At 63.9% G+C, this 18,912-nt stretch carries 18 protein-coding genes; 7 read left to right on the top strand and 11 right to left on the bottom strand.

Annotation, left to right across the window (positions count from 1 at the left end; all coding sequences use genetic code 11):
- Positions 1 to 4: 4 nt before the first annotated feature.
- From Q390_RS0113040 to Q390_RS0113020, 5 genes are all read right to left on the bottom strand, one after another.
- Entirely contained in the window at positions 5 to 1,051 is a 1,047-nt protein-coding gene (locus tag Q390_RS0113040) for a ferredoxin--NADP reductase (RefSeq protein WP_027996465.1), read from the bottom strand.
- 112 nt (positions 1,052 to 1,163) lie between these two features.
- The gene (locus Q390_RS0113035) at positions 1,164 to 1,922 is read right to left on the bottom strand and encodes an SDR family oxidoreductase (RefSeq protein ID WP_027996464.1); all 759 of its coding nucleotides are present in this window, start codon (positions 1,920 to 1,922) and stop codon (positions 1,164 to 1,166) included.
- 1 nt (position 1,923) lies between these two features.
- A complete protein-coding gene (locus Q390_RS0113030; RefSeq protein WP_027996463.1) occupies positions 1,924 to 3,594 on the bottom strand; it encodes an FAD-binding protein in 1,671 nt (556 codons plus the stop codon).
- The gene (locus tag Q390_RS18460; RefSeq protein WP_245606918.1) at positions 3,591 to 5,381 is read right to left on the bottom strand and encodes an FAD-binding protein; all 1,791 of its coding nucleotides are present in this window, start codon (positions 5,379 to 5,381) and stop codon (positions 3,591 to 3,593) included. The genes Q390_RS0113030 and Q390_RS18460 overlap by 4 nt, the downstream gene beginning before the upstream one ends.
- A 31-nt stretch (positions 5,382 to 5,412) precedes the next feature.
- On the bottom strand, positions 5,413 to 6,609 hold the full coding sequence (locus tag Q390_RS0113020) for an acyl-CoA dehydrogenase family protein (RefSeq protein ID WP_027996462.1): 1,197 nt from the start codon (positions 6,607 to 6,609) through the stop codon (positions 5,413 to 5,415).
- Positions 6,610 to 6,872: 263 nt separating this feature from the next.
- Here Q390_RS0113020 and Q390_RS0113015 point away from each other — a divergent pair, with 263 nt between their 5' ends.
- From Q390_RS0113015 to dmpG, 5 genes are all read left to right on the top strand, one after another.
- A complete protein-coding gene (locus Q390_RS0113015) occupies positions 6,873 to 7,877 on the top strand; it encodes a flavin reductase (RefSeq protein WP_027996461.1) in 1,005 nt (334 codons plus the stop codon).
- A 65-nt stretch (positions 7,878 to 7,942) separates the two neighbouring features.
- Complete coding sequence (locus tag Q390_RS0113010) at positions 7,943 to 8,779, top strand: alpha/beta fold hydrolase (protein WP_027996460.1); 837 nt, start codon at positions 7,943 to 7,945, stop codon at positions 8,777 to 8,779.
- A 3-nt stretch (positions 8,780 to 8,782) separates the two neighbouring features.
- On the top strand, positions 8,783 to 9,580 hold the full coding sequence (locus tag Q390_RS0113005; RefSeq protein ID WP_027996459.1) for a fumarylacetoacetate hydrolase family protein: 798 nt from the start codon (positions 8,783 to 8,785) through the stop codon (positions 9,578 to 9,580).
- 13 nt (positions 9,581 to 9,593) lie between these two features.
- The gene (locus tag Q390_RS0113000; protein ID WP_037472979.1) at positions 9,594 to 10,517 is read left to right on the top strand and encodes an acetaldehyde dehydrogenase (acetylating); all 924 of its coding nucleotides are present in this window, start codon (positions 9,594 to 9,596) and stop codon (positions 10,515 to 10,517) included.
- A gap of 22 nt (positions 10,518 to 10,539) precedes the next feature.
- Positions 10,540 to 11,583 carry a 4-hydroxy-2-oxovalerate aldolase gene (gene dmpG, locus Q390_RS0112995; RefSeq protein WP_037472977.1) on the top strand — a complete coding sequence of 348 codons (1,044 nt, stop codon included), beginning with the start codon at positions 10,540 to 10,542 and terminating at the stop codon, positions 11,581 to 11,583.
- A 190-nt stretch (positions 11,584 to 11,773) separates the two neighbouring features.
- On the opposite strand, the gene Q390_RS0112985 is transcribed toward dmpG, so the two are convergent.
- From Q390_RS0112985 to Q390_RS0112960, 6 genes are all read right to left on the bottom strand, one after another.
- Positions 11,774 to 11,965, bottom strand: coding sequence for a hypothetical protein (locus Q390_RS0112985; protein WP_027996456.1), 192 nt, complete (start codon positions 11,963 to 11,965; stop codon positions 11,774 to 11,776).
- 103 nt (positions 11,966 to 12,068) lie between these two features.
- Positions 12,069 to 12,449, bottom strand: coding sequence for a hypothetical protein (locus tag Q390_RS0112980; RefSeq protein ID WP_027996455.1), 381 nt, complete (start codon positions 12,447 to 12,449; stop codon positions 12,069 to 12,071).
- A complete protein-coding gene (locus Q390_RS0112975) occupies positions 12,397 to 12,654 on the bottom strand; it encodes a hypothetical protein (protein WP_027996454.1) in 258 nt (85 codons plus the stop codon). Before Q390_RS0112975 ends, Q390_RS0112980 begins: the two co-directional genes overlap by 53 nt.
- 21 nt (positions 12,655 to 12,675) lie before the next feature.
- A complete protein-coding gene (locus tag Q390_RS20550) occupies positions 12,676 to 12,909 on the bottom strand; it encodes an SDR family NAD(P)-dependent oxidoreductase (protein ID WP_027996453.1) in 234 nt (77 codons plus the stop codon).
- Between the two features lie 89 nt (positions 12,910 to 12,998).
- Positions 12,999 to 13,943: a bifunctional OB-fold nucleic acid binding domain-containing protein/MaoC family dehydratase gene (locus Q390_RS0112965; RefSeq protein WP_027996452.1), complete on the bottom strand. Its 945-nt coding sequence runs from the start codon at positions 13,941 to 13,943 to the stop codon at positions 12,999 to 13,001.
- 3 nt (positions 13,944 to 13,946) lie between these two features.
- Positions 13,947 to 15,161: a thiolase family protein gene (locus tag Q390_RS0112960; protein WP_027996451.1), complete on the bottom strand. Its 1,215-nt coding sequence runs from the start codon at positions 15,159 to 15,161 to the stop codon at positions 13,947 to 13,949.
- Positions 15,162 to 15,441: 280 nt separating this feature from the next.
- Between Q390_RS0112960 and Q390_RS0112955 the strand changes: the two genes are divergently transcribed.
- Together Q390_RS0112955 and Q390_RS18455 are read left to right on the top strand one after the other, a co-directional pair.
- Positions 15,442 to 16,446, top strand: coding sequence for a WD40/YVTN/BNR-like repeat-containing protein (locus tag Q390_RS0112955; protein ID WP_027996450.1), 1,005 nt, complete (start codon positions 15,442 to 15,444; stop codon positions 16,444 to 16,446).
- The gene (locus Q390_RS18455) at positions 16,443 to 18,881 is read left to right on the top strand and encodes an efflux RND transporter permease subunit (RefSeq protein WP_051603230.1); all 2,439 of its coding nucleotides are present in this window, start codon (positions 16,443 to 16,445) and stop codon (positions 18,879 to 18,881) included. The genes Q390_RS0112955 and Q390_RS18455 overlap by 4 nt, the downstream gene beginning before the upstream one ends.
- Positions 18,882 to 18,912 lie beyond the last annotated feature (31 nt).

Genomic DNA, 18,912 nt, shown 5'->3' with positions numbered 1-18,912 from the left:
GGGTTTACTCCGGAAATTTGATGCGCAGGCGCTCACTGGTCGGCACGGCCTGGCAGGCCAGCGTCCAGGCTTTGGCCAGGTCTTTTTTGTCGAGTACGTCGTTGTGGCGCAGGTGCACGCTGCCTTCCACGACTTGGCACATGCACGAGGCGCACATGCCGGCCTGGCAGGAATACGGCGCTTTCAGACCGGCCTTGAGGGCCGCTTCGAGCAGCGTTTCGGTGCCGCTGCAATGCAAGGTGTGGGTTTCGCCGTCCAGCAGCACTTCGACCACGGCCGACTCCACCGCGCCCGGCAGTGGCGGCGCGGCCTGGGCGATGGCGGTGGCAGCGGCCAGGGTTTCTTCGTCGGGCAGCGAGGCAAAACGCTCGACGTGGATGCGCTCGGACGGCATCTCCATCGCCTGCAGCGCCGCCACGGCCGCATCCATGTACGGGCCGGGGCCGCAAATAAAGGCTTGGGCGGCGCGGTGGTGGCGCGCCAGCTCGGCCAGCTGCGCCACCGAAGGCACGCCCTGCACCGAGTCCAGCCAATGGATCACCGTCAGACGCGACGGATGGGCCTCGGCCAGCGCTTTCAGTTCATTCTTGAAGATGACGGATTTTTCGTCGCGGTTGGCGTACAGCAGCGTGATGCGGCCTTCGCCTCGGGCCAGCACCGAGCGCAGGATGGCAAACACCGGCGTGATGCCGCTGCCACCGGCCAGCAGCAAGAAGTCGCCCGCCAGTGAGCGCGGATAGAACACGCCGGACGGCGGCATCACCTCGACCATGTCGCCGGCGCGCACGCGGTCGCAGACCCAGTTGGAGCCGCGCCCATCTTTGACGCGCTTGACAGTGACGCGCGGCGCGTCGTCCACGCCGGGTGCGCTCGACATCGAATAGCAACGCGGCACATGGTGGCCATCAATCGCCAAGCGCAGCGTCAAAAACTGGCCGGGCTGGTAGGCAAAAGCGTCGGCCAGTGCGGGCGGCACCTCGAACACCAAGGACTTGGTGTCGTGGGTCTCGTCCACCACCGCGCGCACGCGCAACGCATGGTATCGGCTCATGGGTAACTCCTTGGGGGACTAACTGCAGTGCACTCAACCAGCTATTAAACTATCAAATTAATAGCTAGTAGCGCACGTATTTAAAGGGCTAGAGGCCAATTTGACTGTATTTTTACAGTCCAGTGCCCAAAATGGCGCTGTCGGCGCGCATCTCGGCGCCGCTGATGGCCTGGGAATCGTCAGACGCCAAGAACAACATCACCTTGGCGATGTTCTCAGGCAGGGTGGCGCGGCCTTTGGGGTTGGTTTTGGGGTCGAACAGCAAAAACTTGGCCGGCACGCCAGGTGCCGAGGCTTGCATCATCGGCGTGTAAATGCCGTCCGGGTGCACCGAGTTGATGCGCACCGGCACGCCGTTGTTGCGGCAGTACAGCGCACTGGCGCGGGTCAGCGCCGCCACGGCGGCCTTGGTCGCGCTGTAGCCGGCGTAGCCCTCAATCGGCAACCACGACGACACCGAGGCCATGTTGACAATGCTGCCACCGCGCTCTTGCATCGCCGCAATGCCCTGCTGGCAACCGATGAAGCACGAGTCGGCGTTGACCTGCATCAGCTGGCGAAACTGCGCCAGCGTGGCGGTGGCAATGCTGCCCGCAATCAAAATGCCGGCGTTGTTGATGAGGATGTCCAGCGGGCCAAAGCGCTGCTGCACAGCGGCAATGGCCGCTGTCCAATCAGCTTCGCTGGCGACGTCGTGGCGGATGAACATGGCGCGCTCGCCGCACTCGGCAGCAAAGGCTTCACCGGCTGCGGCGTTGATGTCGGTAATGGCGACAAAGGCGCCCTCGGCCAACAGCAGCTTGACGGTTTCATAGCCGACGCCGCTGGCGCCGCCGGTGACCAAAGCCACTTTGTCTTGTACGCGTCCCATGTCAATTCCCCTTGTCAGTCGAGTGGGACGCAGCGCGACCGGCGCGGCGTCCAGAAAACACACAATCGGCCAGCGATAAACCGCTGATGTAGCGCGAAGACGGCAGCCCAATGGCAGCGCGGCCAGCGGCAAACAGGCCGGCAATCGGCTGGCCCGCGGCGTCCAACACTTGGCCGTTTTCTTCATTCACCACCAGCCCACCCAACGTCAGCACCGCCAGCGGAAAGGTCGGCGAACCGATAGAAATGTCGATGGCGTAGAACGGCCCACGCGACAGGTCATGGCGCATGTCGGGCGACTTGCCAAAGGCGTCCTCGCGCTCACCGCGGGCGGCGGCGCTGGCGCGCTCGATGCTGGCACGCAGCTTGGCCGGGTTGGCTTGGATGCGCGCAGCCAACGCCTCGGGCGTGGCGGCTTTTTTGGCGCTCAACAGCATCATCGCCAGCGCTGGCAGCGACTGAAATGCCCAAATGCGACCCAACAGGCATTGGCGTATCGCTTGCGAGCGCAGCTTGCCGTCAATGATCAACCAGCCCTTGCCGCCTTGGCGATCGACCAGCTCATAGCCGAGCGCGGCGCCATACAGCTGCTCATTAGCAAAGCGCTCGCCTTGGCTGTTGACAACTACGCCCTTGGGCCAGACGGCCGGCGGCGTAATAAAACGCCACGCTGAGACGTTGCTCAGTTCTTTCGAGACGGCGCCGACGGTGGCGCCCAAGCGCACCGCGCTGCCGTCGCAGCCGGCGCCGCCAATCGGCCAGCCGCGCCGGGTGTGCGGCGCGTGCTCTTGGATCATCTCGGGGTTGTACATAAAGCCGCCGGTGGACAGCACCACGCCGTGGCGTGCGCGGATAAAGCGCGGCTGGGCTTTGGCTTGCTCAATCTGGGCGGCTTCGCGCCGGAAGGCAGCCGATTTACCGGGGCGAAAGGTGCGCCAGCGCTCGACTTCGCGGCTCAGCTGGGCGTGTTTCAGCGTGGCCGGATCGCCGGGCGGCAGTTGCCAGACTTCGACGCCGATCACTGCACCGTTCAAGCGCACCAAGCGGCGCACGGCAGCTTGCGTCAGCGGCTGCGCGCCGGCGCGCAGCGTCGCCGCTTGCAGCGCGGCATACAACGTGGCGCCCGATTGGCCTTTGGCGATGGCACGGTGTCCGCGTGGCGCGGGTGCGCCTTTGTCGCCTTGGTAGGCCGGCACCACTTCGTTGCCGGAGTAGTACAAAAACTTGCCTTCGGGCGGGTACGAGGTTTTGTAGTCGGGCATGGTGGCGCCAAAGCGCGCGCCGTGCATTTCCAGCCACGCCAAGTTGGCAACGCTGTCGTCGCAAAACTTCTTTAACGTGGCATCGCTGACCACGCCGTTGACCTCGTGGCGCAGGTAGTCGGCCATCGCCTCGGGCGTGTCGTTAAAACCGGCCTGCTTTTGGTACGGTGTGCCGCCACCGGCATACACCACACCGCCCGACAACGTGCTGGCACCGCCGCCGGCAAAGCGGTCAATCACCAGCACCGATGCGCCGGTGGCGCGCGCCTCGATGGCGGCGCAGGCACCGGCCGCACCCCAGCCGACGACCACCACGTCGGCGCTGTCGCTCCAGTCGATGGCGTTGGCATCGTCGATTTCCAGCGCTGCGGCAATCGGCGTGACCGTCGATACCTTGGCTGGGCGCGTCATGCCACTTGTCCTTGCCGCTGCACCGCTGCTGCGGGCGCTGGCGCAGCATCTGCCAGCAAGTCGGTGCGCTCCAACGCGATAGGTTGGCCCTGCATGGCGGCAATGGCGCGGTAGCCAAAGGTCATGGCCGGGCCCAGCGTCGAGCCGGCGCCGGGGTAGGCCGGGCCCATCACCGAGGCCGAGTTGTTACCGATGCAGTACAGGCCGTCGATCACGTTGCCGGCGCCGTCGAGCACGCGCGCGTCGCGGTCGGTCAGCAGCCCCCCCTTGGTGCCAATATCACCGGGCAGCAGCTTCATGGCGTAGAACGGGCCTTTTTGGATGGGCGCAAGGTTCGGATTGGGATGGACGTTGACATCGCCGTAGTAGCGGTCAAACACGTTGCCGCCGCGGTCAAACTCCAAGTCTTTGCCAGTGCGCGCAAACTCGGTCATACGCGCTGCACTGGCTACCAGGCCAGCCGGATCGACGCCAATATTTGCTGCCAGTTCTTGCAGCGTTTCGCCCTTCCAGTACACGCTGTTCAACCAGCTCTTGCGCATCCGGCTGTCGGGCACGGCCGAGCCGGGCATCAAGGGGCCGATGGGATAGTTGGCGCGGAAGGTGGCGTCAAACACGATCCAGGCCGGAATGGCGCCGCCGGTCTGGGCGTGGTTGGCATACATCGCCTGCTGGAATTCGGGGTACGGCCCGGATTCGTTCAAAAAGCGCTCGCCGCGCGCATTCACCACCATGCAGCCGGGCATGGAGCGCTCGACAAACAGCGGGCGAAATTTTTCTTCCTTGGGCACTTCCAGCGTCGGCACGCCCCAGGTGTGCGCCATCAGGTGCAACTGGCCGCCGACAACGGCGCCGGCCAGAATGGTGTCGCCGGTGTTGCCGCCGGGGGGGGTGGCCGTCCACGCCTGGTCGGTCGGCTTGGGCAGGTATTGCTCGCGCATCGCCTGATTGCGCTCGAAGCCACCGGCGCCCAGGATCACACCCTTGCGCGCCTGCAGGCGCAGCGACTGGCCGTCCTTTTGCACCACGATACCGGTGACGCGGCCCCCTGTAGTGACCAGCGACTCCATCGGCGTATTCAGCCACAGCGCAATGTTGCGTTGGCGCAGCGCCGTCAGCAGCCCGCCGACCAGCGCTTGGCCACCGGTCAGGCGCCGGTCGCGCTTGCTCTTGCTGCGCCACGGGTAGTCCAGAAAATAGCGCGCCATGATGCCCATCAGCATCCACTTGGCCTTTTTCTCACGCGCCAGCATGGTGCGCGCCTGGAAGGCGTTGATATTCATGCGGCCCAGAATCAGCTGCCCCGGGTTGGTCGGGCGCAGCAGCGCCAGGCCCTCCAGCCCCAGCTTGGCGGCATTGAATTCGAGCGGATCCATGGTGCGGCCACCGGGCATAGCGCCCTGGATGTGCGGGTAGTAATCCGAATAGAGCGGGATGCAGCGATAAGGCACGCCAATCTCTCCCAGATAGCGCGCCATGTGGCGCGCCGTCTCAACATAGGCCAGCACCCGGTCGTCGCTGGCCAGGCCTTTGGCGCAGGCCTTGACGTAACCAAAGGCCACATCGACGCTGTCTTTCAAGCCGGCCTTGGGCATGTCGTGGTTGTCTGGAATCCAGATGCCGCCGCCCGAGATGGCGGACGTACCGCCCACCAGCGCGGTCTTTTCGACCACCAGGGTCTTGAGTCCGGCGTCGCTGGCGCGGATGGCGGCCAGCAACGCACCGGCCCCCGTCCCGACGACGATCACATCAAATTGCTGTTCGTTTTTCAATGGGGGTTGTTGCACGCCGCCTCCTGTTGTCATGCGTTGCTACCGGTCAGACGAAAGCGTCGGCGTTGGGCAAGCCCAGCATCACGGCGCCATGCGCACGCGCATAGGTATCGGTGTTGTTGGCAATGTGGCCACGCGCCACATGCAGGTCGCGGAAGGTGCGCTCAATCGGATTGCTCTTGAACACACCGCCAGCAGCGCAGGCGCGCATGATTTCGTTGACGGCTTCAGCACATTTTTTGGGTACTTGTGCGGCTTGGGCGCGTTGCAGCAGGCGCTCTTCCACGTCCATCACCGTGCCGTTTTTGGCGCAGTCAACGATGCGCTGGAAGTTGCGGTACAGCACCAGTTTGGCGGCATCGCTCATCATCATGGCTTCGCTGACCACCAGCTGCGAATTGACGTCTTCGGCGGTTTTGGCACCGTGTTTGCCGACAAAACTGGCGCAACGTGCGCGAAAGCTGTGGATGGCGGCGTCGGTCGCGCCCAAGCAGGCCGACGACACCGCGCGCTGGAACACCTGGGTGAACGGAATGCGGTAGAGCCAGCCAGGGTTGACCGCGCGGCCGGGGCAGCCAGCGTCGCTGTGGTCGTTGGTACGGTGCGTGCGGTGCTCGGGCACAAAGGCGTTGGTCACCTGGATGTCGTGGCTGCCGGTAGCGCGCAGACCCAGCACATCGAAGTTGTCGATAATTTTGAAGTCTGCCTTGGGCAGCAGGAAGGTGCAGTGCTCCAGCGCGCCCGAGCCGTCTTTCTTGGGCAACAAGCCGCCGAGCAAAATCCACTCGCAGTGCTGCGAGCCGCTGCTCCAGCTCCAACGGCCGCTGAAGTTGTAGCCGCCCTCCACCGGCTCGGCCTTGCCGGTGGGCATGTAGGTCGATGCGGTCAGTGTGGTCGGATCGTTACCCCAGACATCGATTTGCGCCTGCTCCGGGAACAGCGGAATTTGCCAGTTGTGCACACCGATCACGCCGTAGATCCAGGCCGTGGCCATGCAGCCTTCGGCCAGCGCCATCTGCACGGTGTAGAACACGCGCGGATCCATTTCGTAGCCGCCCCAGCGCTTGGGTTGCAACACCTTGAAAAAGCCGGCGGCCTGCATCTCTTCCACGGTTTCGCGCGGCACCATCGAAGCGTCTTCCGCCGCACGGGCACGCTCGGCCAGGCGCGGTGCCATGGCACGCGCACGCGCAATCAACTCAAGGGCTTCAGGCGTCAAATAATCGTCTTTTACGGTCATCATGGTGGTCGTCTCCGAAAGGCTGTGCTCTACGAGGCTGGGGGTGATCGCGCAAGGAAAATGCCTTGCGATGGGCAGATAGTCCCACCCGTCCGCAGCCCGCTCATCGTCCAATCAGACTAAAAACCAACCCTAGTGCACCTATCGGCGCCGCCGTGCGCGCTGCACCTGACCTGTGGCAAACCCCGCGCGTGTCTAGTCCGTGTGGGGGATTCCCGCGCGTCCAGCGCCCGGCAAGCTCAGTCCTCAAGACTCAGGAGACTTGCATGGACGCTACTGCCCCCACCACCGCTGCCACCCCCACCGCTTTTGACCCGAAAGAATTTCGCCGCGCCTTGGGCATGTTTGCCACCGGCGTGACCATCGTCACCACCACCGCACCCGATGGCGCACCGATTGGCGTGACGGCCAACAGCTTCAACTCGGTGTCGCTCGACCCGCCCATGGTGCTGTGGAGCTTGGCCAACAACGCGCGCAGCCTAGAGGCGTTCAGCGAGAGCACGCACTGGAACGTGCACATCCTGTCGAACGAGCAAGAAGCCCTGTCCAACCGCTTTGCCCGCGCCGGCGAAGACAAATTCAACGGTCTGGCCATGGACACGCAGCCCAGCGGCGCGCCGCTGCTGCCCGGTTGCAGCGCGCGCTTTCAGTGCAAAACTGCCTTCAAATACGAAGGCGGCGACCACACGATTTTTGTTGGCGAAGTGGTGCAATACGACAGCTGCGCCGTGCCGCCACTGGTCTACGTCACCGGCGGCTACGCGCTGGCGGCGCGCAAGGCGGCGCCGGTTTCCACCGAGCCGCTGGCACAGCTGGACGGCGCGGTGTATTCCGAAAATTTGCTGGGCTATTTGTTTGGACGGGCGCACTTTCAGTTTCTGCACGGCATTCGCGGCACGCTGCAAGCGAAACAGCTGTCGGACACCGATTTTTTTGTGCTGTCGCTGCTGAGCGTACGCCAGCCGCTGGCGGTGCCCGAAATTGCCGCGCACATCGCCTACACCGGTATCGACTCCAGCGCCGCCAGCCTGCAATCGCTGGTGCAACGCGGCCTGCTGGAGCAAGAAGCCGGCGGCCTGCGCCTGAGCGCTGCCGGCACCGACGCCATCTTGCATGTGCTGGCCGCCGCCAAATCGGTCGAAGCCGATTTGGTGGACCGCATGGGCGAGATGGAATCGGCCGCGCTGCGCAACCTGCTCAAGCAAGCCATTTTGGCCACCGACCCCGGCCTGCCCAAGTTGTGGCAGGCGCCAGCGCCGCGAGACGCCTAAAGCACCTCCACCGCTTCAAGCACTACCGGCTTTTTTAGCTTTCTCCTTTCTTTAAGGGCACACCCATGCAAACCACCCCTATTCCTGAAGGCAAATACCTCGACATTGGCGACATCTCTGGCCTGCCCCAGCGCGTGCATTACCACGAGCAGGGCGCAGGTGAAGCCGTCATCTTTTTGCATGGCGCCGGCGGCGGCGCCAGCGGCTACAGCAACTTCAAGGGCAACTATCCCGAATTTGCCCAGGCCGGCTACCGCGCCATCGTTCCCGACCTGATTGGCTATGGCCTGTCGAGCAAGCCCGACCTGCCGCAGTACGACCTGGACTTGTTCATTGCCGGCATCAAGGGCCTGGTCGATGGCCTGGGCCTTGAAAAAGTCACGCTGCTGGGCAACTCGCTCGGCGGCGCGGTGGCGCTGGGCTATGCGCTGGCCTACCCGGACGACGTGGCGCGGCTGATTTTGATGGCACCCGGCGGCGTCGAAGACATCGACACCTACTTGGCCATGCCCGGCATTGCCAACATGTTCGCCATCTACAAATCCGGCAAAACCGGCGCCGAAGCGATGCGCGCCGTGATGACCATGCAGCTGTTTGACCCCAGCCTGCTAACCGAAGAAATCATCAACGAACGCGCGCCGATTGCACTGACGCAAACCAATGCCGCCCGCTCGATTTTGAAAGTACCGAACATGACCGAGCAACTGCACCAGTTGCGCTGTCCGGTGTTTGGCTTCTGGGGCATCAACGACCAATTCAACCCGGCCAGCGGCGCGGCCAAGCTGCTGGACAACTGCCCCAATGCGCGCATGGTGATGCTCAACCGCTGCGGCCATTGGGTGCAGGTCGAGCACCGCGAGCTGTTCAACCGCAGCTGCATCGACTTCATGCAGAACGGCTGAGCCATGAGCCTAGATACCGCACTCATCGAATCCTTGGGTGACGAGCTGTTTGCCGCCCTGAGCGAACGCCGCACGCTGGTGCCGCTGACTGACCGCCACGCCGGCATCACGGTGGACGACGCCTACCGCATCTCGCTGCGCTTTCTGGCGCGGCGCGAGGCGGCGGGCGAGCGCGTCATCGGCAAGAAGATTGGCGTCACCTCCAAGCCGGTGCAGGACATGCTGGGCGTGTTTCAGCCCGACTTTGGCTTTCTCACCGACGCCATGCAATATGCCGACGGCGCTACCGTGTCACTGAAAGCCGCTGGCCTGATACAGCCGCGTGCCGAGGGTGAAATCGCCTTCATGCTCCAGTCCGACCTGCAAGGCCCGGGCGTGACGCGCGAAGACGTGCTGGCCGCGACCGCCTGGGTGGCACCGTGCTTTGAAATCGTCGATTCCCGCATCGACAACTGGAAAATCAAAATCCAAGACACCGTGGCCGACAACGCCTCGTGCGGCGTGTTTGTCGTTGGCGCGCAGCACACCGACCCGCGCGCGCTCGACCTGGCCGCCGTATCGATGCAGATGTGGAAAAACGACGCGCCCGCCGGCAGCGGTGTCGGCGCCGCCGTGCAAGGCCACCCGGCCGAGGCCGTGGCGTGGCTGGCCAACACGCTGGGCGCGTTTGGCATTCCATTCAAGGCCGGCGAGCTGATCTTGTCCGGCTCCTTGGCACCACTGGTGCCCGCCGTGGCTGGCGACCGTTTCACCCTGCACATCGAAGGCCTGGGTGGCTGCTCGATTGCTTTCTCAGACTAAGGAAATCCTCCCTATGACCACGAAAAAAATCAAATGCGCCCTGATCGGCCCTGGCAACATCGGCACCGATTTGCTGGCCAAACTGCAACGCAGCCTGGTACTGGAACCGGTCTGGATGGTCGGCATCGACCCCGAATCCGACGGCCTGAAGCGCGCCCGCGAGATGGGCATCAAGACCACCGCCGACGGCGTCGATGGCCTGATTCCACACATGAAGCAGGATGGCGTGCAGATCGTCTTTGACGCCACCAGCGCCTACGTCCACGCGGAAAATTCGCGCAAGGTGAACGCGCAGGGCGCGCTGATGATTGATCTGACGCCCGCCGCCATCGGCCCGTTCTGCGTGCCGCCAGTGAATTTGAAGCAACACGTCGGCCAAGGCGAGATGAACGTCAACATGGTCACCTGCGGCGGCCAGGCGACGATTCCGATGGTGTTTGCCATCAGCCGTATCCAGCCCGTGGCCTACGGCGAAATCGTCGCAACCGTCTCGTCCAAATCCGCCGGCCCCGGCACGCGCAAGAACATTGACGAATTCACCCGCACCACCGCGGGGGCAGTGGAAAAAGTTGGCGGCGCCAAAAAAGGCAAGGCCATCATCATCATCAACCCGGCCGAGCCGCCGATGATGATGCGCGACACCGTGCACTGCCTGACTGAATCCGAACCGGACCAGACGGCCATCACGCAGTCGATCCACGACATGATCCAAGAGGTGCAGAAATACGTGCCCGGCTACCGCTTGGTCAACGGGCCAGTGTTTGACGGCAACCGTGTTTCCGTCTTTCTGGAAGTCGAAGGTCTGGGCGACTACCTGCCCAAGTACGCCGGCAATCTGGACATCATGACGGCGGCGGCTGCGCGCACCGCCGAGATGTTTGCCGAAGAAATCCTGAGCGGCGCCCTGACGCTCGAACCCCTGGCCGTGGCCGCCTGACAGATTCAAGAAAATACACACCATGAGCACCACCCTCAAAGGCACCAAGATCACCGTCCACGACATGACGCTGCGCGACGGTATGCACCCCAAGCGCCATCTGATGTCGCTGGAGCAAATGAAGACCATTGCCTGCGGCCTGGACAACGCTGGCATCCCGCTGATTGAAGTCACCCACGGCGACGGCCTGGGCGGCAGTTCGGTCAACTACGGCTTTCCGGCGCACACCGACGAGGAATACCTCGGCGCGGTGATTCCGCTGATGCAGCAGGCCAAAGTCAGCGCACTTTTGTTGCCGGGCATCGGCACCGTGGACCATTTGAAAATGGCGCACGGCTTGGGCGTGACCACCATCCGCGTCGCCACCCACTGCACCGAGGCCGATGTGTCAGAACAGCACATCACCATGGCCAGAAAAATGGACATGGACACGGTGGGCTTTTTGATGATGGCGCACATGAACAGCCCCGAGGGCCTGGTCAAACAAGCCAAGCTGATGGAAGGCTACGGCGCCAACTGCATCTACATCACCGACTCGGCCGGTCACCTGCTGCCGGAAACCGTCAAAAGTCGGCTCGGTGCGGTGCGCGCCGCACTGAAACCGGAAACCGAATTGGGCTTTCACGGCCACCACAACCTGGCGATGGGCGTGGCCAACAGTCTGGCGGCGATTGAAGTCGGCGCGACGCGCATTGACGCAGCGGCGGCCGGCCTGGGTGCCGGTGCCGGCAACACGCCGATGGAAGTTTTCATTGCCGTCTGCGACCTGATGGGTATCGAGACCGGGGTCGATGTATTCAAGATCCAGGACGTGGCTGAAGACTTGGTGGTGCCGATCATGGATTTTCCAATCCGCATCGACCGCGATGCGCTGACGCTGGGCTACGCCGGCGTGTACGGCAGCTTCCTGCTGTTTGCCAAGCGCGCCGAGAAGAAATACGGCGTGCCGGCGCGCGACATCTTGGTCGAGATGGGCCGCCGGGGCATGGTCGGCGGTCAGGAAGACATGATTGAAGACACGGCCATGACGCTGGCCAAACAGCGCAAGGAACGGGCTGCGGCCTGAGCTGCGGCACGGGGCGTCAAACACGCTGCTGCGCTACAAGATCAATAGCTTGTAGCGCAGACCCAGCAACAGTTTGCGCCCTGTTTGATGCAAAAAAAGGGTCTTGCGCCCCTTTTTGTTTTGCAAAATACCAGTGATTTAGCTCTCAAACGCTTACCCAGCAAGCGCTAGTAGCTATTATTTTCAATGATTACCAGCGCCCACCCATCAAGGTGACCTGCCAGGATACGTTGGCAGGTGGCGCTCCGGCGCCTGGTGCGGTCGTATACGGCGCAGCGCCGGAAAACGCCAGCGGCGTCAGGGAGGACGGGCTCATCAGGGCAGTACCCAGGGCAATGGCGACAGTAGCGATCAGGGCCCAGCGTGAACGGCGGCGTTTCATGGTGTTGTCTCCTGTGTGGAACAAAGAGGCTCTATGGCCTGGGTGGTCTTCCCTACCCTCGTTTTCTCGAGCCCTGTCTTGGCAGGGCCTATAGCCCGAGTCTCTACCAACGGCGTGGCGCGACATCATCCCTTTGTAGTAAGGGTTTTCCTGGTCTGCGGGCGCCGGCGGCGATCTGGCCGGCCAGGCCGGGCCCGGCCATCGAGCTCAGGGCAAAGGCGCCCGGCACCAGCGTGACGGCGCGGCCACTGGGGTCGCTGCGCGCAATGGCGGCGGTCTGGAACACGCAGCCGCAGGTGAAGGCGAACTCCCAGACCCAGGCGCCCAGCGCAAAGCCGACAAAGCCGCTGGAGCCGGCACTGGCCAGCAGCGCCAGCCCCACGCCGATAGCCAGCAGCACCAGCAGTGCGGCGCGCAGCGGTACTAGGCGCTCACCCAAGGCCGCCACGCTGAAGGCGGCCACGCCGCCCAGCAGCTTGAGCACAGCAAAGACGATGCCCCAGTGCCGTGCCGGCGGTGCTGACCAGCGTCAACAGGCGCCAGTTGAGCCGGTTCATCCACAGCGGCGCGTTCAGCGTGCCCAGTAGCACCGGCAGCAGGTTGAACGGCAGTCCGCCGATGGTGGAGGCCAGGCTGGCCGACAGCATGAAGGCGATCAGCGTGCGGCCACGCAGTGCGTTAGGGTGCATCAAAGGTTCTCTCACCGGCCGCTACGCCGGGTGGTGCGGTGGTTTCAGATATAGGCAGTGGCACATACCGCCCCGGGCGCGGATGCGCTCTGCCGTTTCCCTGAGCGAGCCAGGCAGTTGGCCATCAGCCTGCAGCGTGCGCGCAGTAATGACCACCTTGGCACCTTCGGCGGCAAAGCGTTCAACAATCGCCGCACCCATGCCCCGGCTGGCGCCAGTGACGATGGCGACCTTGTTTTTCAGCGTACCCGTCATGCAAAAACTCCTGCCAAGGGATTTTTGAAACAACACAGGCCCGCCAACTGCGCAGTCGTGCGGGCCTGTTACTGAGGTGCTTTGCAGCGTTACATGTAAAGCATCACCAAGTCGTTAATGACCGAAGGCCGGTCTTGTCCGACGCAGTGGATGTTGATTTCCATCACCACCTGCACGCCACGCTTGAGCTGCTCGACCGACTTGATGCGGTAGCGACCATGGATGCGGCAGCCCGACGGCACCGGTGTGGCAAAGCGCAGCCGGTCGGAGCCATAGTTGACGATATTGGTGAAATCCGTCACCTCAAAGTCCATCGGCATCTTCAGCTGGCTGGTCAGCACCTGCACCAGTGAGCCGTGGGCAATGGTGGTGCCAAACGGGCCTTGCGCACGCGCCTTCTCGGGGTCGGTATGGATCCAGTAGTCGTCGCCCGACAGCGCGGCAAACTGATTGATCAGCTCTTGCGTCACTTCAAACTGGTTCGACCAGGCGGAGAACTCCTGCGACACCAGCGCACGCATGGCGTCGATGTCCTTGCAACTGACCTGGCGCTTGGGCGCCTCGGTTGCCGCTGCCGGCGCGGTTTCGGTCTCAGTGGTTTTTTCACCGGTGATGACACTGGCCTGCGCCGACTCGACCGGTGTGTAGCGCAGCAGCGTCACGCTGCCGGGGCGCTCGTCAAACACCGGACGCACGCGCTGGCCGACGCGCAGCTCTTCGGGCGCCACACCGACCAGGGTGGTGTTGATGTGCACCCCTTGGTCGAGCTCGACCACGGCCAGCAGCTGCGGCATTTCGTCGCTGAACTCGGGCAGCGTGGGCACACGCGCTACGGTGAAGGTGTAGAGCGTGCCTTCGCCAGAGACGGTTTTCCACGTCAGCTGGCGCGAGCCACAGGTCGGGCAGTGCGTGCGCGGAAAGAACAGCCAGTGGCCGTGCTCGCACTGCTGGATACGCACTGCGTGGGCTTTCAGGCCGTCCCAGAACGGCGTAGAAATGGGGGTGGGTTGCGGCAGGGGTTTGTTCCAGCTCATGGCTCAGGCCCCTTTCAAAATCAAGGCGCCCTGCTCGCTCATGACACCGCCGGTGCCCGAGACGTAGGCCAAGTCGTGGCGTGCCAACTGGCGCTCGCCGGCACGGCCTTGGATTTGGTGCAGCGCTTCAATCACTTGCGTCATGCCGCCGGACGCGCCAGTCTGGCCAAAGCTGAGTTGTCCGCCGTGGGTATTCATTGGAAAGTCGCCCTTGAATGTGAAATCGTGTTCGCGCAAGAAGCGCATGCCTTCGCCCTTGGCGCAAAAGCCCGCGTCTTCCAGCGTCAGCAGCACGGTGATGGTGTAGCAGTCGTAGATCTGCGCCATGTGCATATCGGCCGGCGTGAGGCCGGCCATGGCAAAGGCGCGGCGCGAGGCCGGGCCAATGGGGGTGGCCAGCATGTCGGCGGCGTAGGTCGGCGACTTGGTCTGCACATGTTCACCGCAGCCCACCACTTGCACGCCCCGGTGGCGGCAATTTTTCGCCTTGTCGGCGCGCGTCACGACTACGGCGCCGCCGCCGGCCACCGGCATGACGATTTCCAGCATACGCAGCGGCTCGGCCACCATGCGCGAGGCCAGCACGTCTTCCACCGTGATCGGCTGGCCGTAGAACATGGCGTTGGGGTTGTGGCAGGCGTTGAAGCGCTGATCAACGGCAATGCGCGCCAGCGCGGCGGCGTCGTAGCCATGGATGGCGGCATAGCGCTGGGCAATCATGGCGTAGCCGGTGTTTTGCGCCATGTGGCCGTAGGGCAGATCCATCTCGGCCTCGGGCGCGCCAAAGCGCGTGCTGTGGCCGCCAAAGCGCGACGTGCGCATGACCTCAGCCATGTGGTCGTCGTTCGGCGCGGTCGGCGCCATGCGCGACGGAATCACGCAGACGACGGTGTCGCACATGCCCATCTCAATCGCCATGGCCGCGCGCCAGACCGCGCCGACCGAACTGGCACCGCCCAGGTCCACCACCTCGGCAAAATTCAGTGGCACGCCCAAGTATTCGCCGGCCATGGCAGGGACGAACATGCCGGCCTCATGGAACTGCGGCCCAACGGTGATCAGCCCGTCCACGTCGGAGAGCGACAGACCGGCATCGTCCAAAGCTTGCGTGGTCAGATCGGCCACCTGCTCCAGATGGAACATTTGCGGCGCGGTGGAGTACTTCTCTGGTTTGTATTGCGCGGCGCCAACCAGCAACGCCTGTCCTGTGAGTCCCATGGGTTCCTTCAGTGAATGTGGGTAGCTTGCATTGTGGGCAGCCGTGCGCCGACACCCATCGTCCAACAAGACTATGGGCGCAGCAGCCGCCGCTGGCCAGCGGCGCTACTGTCAAACTTCTGCCGGCCCGACTCCTGGGACTTACCCTTAAAGCCTGGTGCTTTCGTCCTTTTGGACGATGCCCAATTGACACCACGGCGAAGAATCGCACCCTAGAACGTGTTTGCCGTGTATGCCACCACCTTCGGTGCCACACAGCAAAAGACCAAGGAGACATATAGTGCGAACCCCTGTCGGCATAGCCGTCGCCGTCCTGATGGCCCTGGGCGCCGTCCAGGCCTTTTCACCACGCGAGACCCCGCCCCTGGCCGCCACCCGGCTGGCAGTGGATCGTATGCAACTCAACACGCTGGTCACCTCCCAGGCCGGCTTGGTGACGGGTGGCGAACTGGGCACGCTGCTGTACTCCACCGACCAAGGCCAGCACTGGGAGCGTGCCTTGGTTTCTAGCAACCGCCAGGCACTGATCAACCAGATCAGCTTTGCCGCCGATGGCCTGCAGGGCATGGCTGTCGGCCATGAGGGCTGGATCCTGCACACCACCGACGGCGGGCTGAGCTGGAAAGAAGTGGCTTTTGACGAGTACAACGGCGAGCCATTGATGAGCGTGGCGCAGCTGGCCTCGGGCGCCTGGATCGCCGTCGGTGCCTTTGGCCGCGCCTTGCGCTCCAACGACCAGGGACTGCACTGGGCACCGCTGGCGCTACCCGCATCGGTAGAAGACAAACACATGAACCGCATCGTCGGCAGCCCTGATCGCCAGCACTGGCTGATCGTCGGCGAGCGTGGCCTGGTGCTGCGCTCTGGCGATGGCGGCGAGAGCTGGTCAGAAATCAAGCCCTTCTACGACGGCTCGCTCTACAACGCCCTGGTCCTGCCCGGTGGCGGCTGGCTGGCCTATGGCATGCGCGGCAACGTCTTTCACACTGCGGGGAACGACGCTCCCTGGATCCGCTCCGAGATGCCGGTGCAGGCCTCCTTCTACGGCCATGCCGTCACACCGGACGGCAAGATCATTCTGGTCGGCCAGGGCAGCCTGGTGGCGACCAGCCAGGATGGCGGCCAGCATTTCACCCTGAGCCGCGTGCAAGGCCGCGCCAGCCTGACCGCCCTGGCGCTGGCCACCAACGGCACCGGCTGGCTCGCCAGCGATGCCGGCCTGCAAGCCTACGCAGCCGCACCAGCCGCCGCCAGCACCCCCTCTTCCACCGGAGCCGCCCAATGAGCACCCCCCACGCCGCGACCCGCACCGAAGCGGTCATCGCCCGCATTGCCCACGCTTTGATCACTTGGCGCAACACCATTGCGGTGGTCACCACCCTCATCACGCTGGTGCTGGGCGCTTCGGCGCTGCGCACCCACCTGGATGCCGGATTCAATAAGCTGATTCCGCTGCGCCACGCCTACATGGCGGCCTTTCTGCAGCACTCCACCACCTTCTCCGGTGCCAACCGGGTGCTGCTCAATGTGCGCTGGAAGGGCGAAGGAGACATCTACAACGAAGAGTTTCTGAAAACGCTGCGCACCGTCACCGACGAGGTGTTCTTCACCCCCGGTGTGAACCGCGCCCAGGTGTTCTCGCTGTTCACCCCTAACGTGCGCTACATCGAGGTCACCGAGAACGGTTTTGTCGGCGAGGTCATCATTCCCTCGCGCTTCACACCCAATGCAGAAGGCCTGGCCCAGGTGCGCTCCAACGTCGCCAAGTCGGGCCAGATTGGCAGGCTGGTCAGCACCGACCTGAAGTCAGCCATGGTGCGCGCCGACCTGCTGGAAATCGATCCGCAAACCGGCAAGCATCTGGATTACAGCGACGTGGCAAAAAAACTGGAAGCCATCCGCACCCAGTTCGGCAGCGACAAGATCGAAATCAACATCGTCGGTTTTGCCAAGGTACTGGGCGACGTGATGGACGGCCTGACCACCGTCATCGGCTTTTTCGGCCTGGCCTTCCTGATCACCGCCGTGCTGTTGTGGCTATATTCGCGTTCGGTCAACCTGACGGTGCTGGCGCTGCTGGTGGCACTGCTGCCGGTCATCTGGCTGCTGGGGTTGCTGGCCGGTCTGGGCTTTGGCATCGACCCGATGTCGATCCTGGTGCCGTTTCTGGTGTTCTCGATTGGCGTGTCGCACGCCGTGCAGATGACCAATGCCTGGAAGCACGATGTGCGCGCCGGCATGACCTCCGAGCAAGCGGCGGAAAGCGCCTTTCGCAAGCTGGCCGTGCCCGGCACGGTGGCCCTTTTGACCAATGCGCTCGGCTTCATGGTGATCATGATGATCGACATCCCGATCGTGCACGAGCTGGGCATGACTGCCTGCCTGGGCGTGCTGCTGATGATCATCACCAACAAGATGATGCTGCCGGTCATCCTGTCGCGCCTGCGCCTGGAGCCTAGCGCCCTGGGCCGCACCGACGGCGTCACCGGGCTGCACAAGCGCTGGTGGGCGATTTCCGTACTGGCCCAGCCGCGTCCGGCGCTGCTGACGCTGGGCGTATCGCTGGTGCTGCTGGCCGGCGGCACCCTCACCTCGCGCCACCTGCTGACCGGCGACATTGGCGCCGGCGCGCCTGAGCTGCGCGCCGAGTCACGCTACAACCGCGACAACGACCGCATCATCAGCAGCTATGCCATCGGCATGGACGTGCTGTCGGTGTATGCCGAGCCCCTCAACACGCCCGAGGCCTGCCTGAACTGGAGCGTGATGAACGCCGTGGAGCGCTTTGACCTGGCCATGCGCGGCGTCGATGGTGTGCGCTCGGTCACCACCGTGGCCGGCCTCGCCAAGCTGGCCGCTGGCGGTAACAACGAAGGCAACCCGCGCTGGGCGGCGCTGCAGCGCACCGAAGCGGCGCTGCGCACCGGCGCCAAGGCGGCCAACCCTGAACTCGGCCTGAACACCAGCAGCTGCGATGTCATCCACCTGCAGCTGTTCCTGAAAGACCACGAAGGCGCCACCCTCAAGCATGTGGTCGGCGAAGTGCAGAAGTTCATCGACGCCGATAAGACGCCCAACCTGACGTTCCGCCTGGCCGGCGGCAATGCCGGCGTAGCCGCCGCTACCAACGACGCCGTGGAGCACGCAGAAATCCAGATGCTGGCCGCCATCTTTGGCGCCATCACGCTGCTGTGCTGGCTCACCTTCCGCAGCTGGCGCGCGGTGCTGTGCATCATCGTGCCGCTGACGCTGGTATCCATCCTGTGCAACGCGCTGATGGCCACGCTCGGCATTGGCCTGAAGGTGGCCACGCTGCCGGTGATTGCCATGGGCGTGGGGGTGGGCGTGGACTACGGCATCTATCTGTACGAGAGCCTGCAACACGAGCTGGAGCACAACGGCAAGTCGCTGCGCGAAGCCTTCTACGAAGCGCTGCGCCAGCGCGGCACGGCTGCCGTATTCACCGGCGTGACGATGTCGCTGGGGGTGGGCACCTGGGCGTTCTCGGCACTGAAGTTCCAGGCCGACATGGGCATCCTGCTGGCCTTCATGTTCTTGGTGAACATGCTGGGCGCCGTGTTCCTGCTGCCGGCCATGGCCTGCTGGCTGGGCGTGGGACAAAAGCGCACCTCTAGCCACCCTGCGCCCGTGCCACCACAGGCACCGGCCGCACCGGCCACGCCCGTGCCATTCGCTACGACCCAGAAACTGGCTCCCTGAACCTGCACCTGAGCCCTGGCGCATCTGGGGC

The organism is Simplicispira psychrophila DSM 11588 (assembly GCF_000688255.1).
In the GTDB taxonomy this organism is placed as follows: domain Bacteria; phylum Pseudomonadota; class Gammaproteobacteria; order Burkholderiales; family Burkholderiaceae_C; genus Simplicispira; species Simplicispira psychrophila.
Note: the sequence above shows the minus strand (reverse complement) of the source record. Positions and strands in the feature narration are given on the sequence as shown.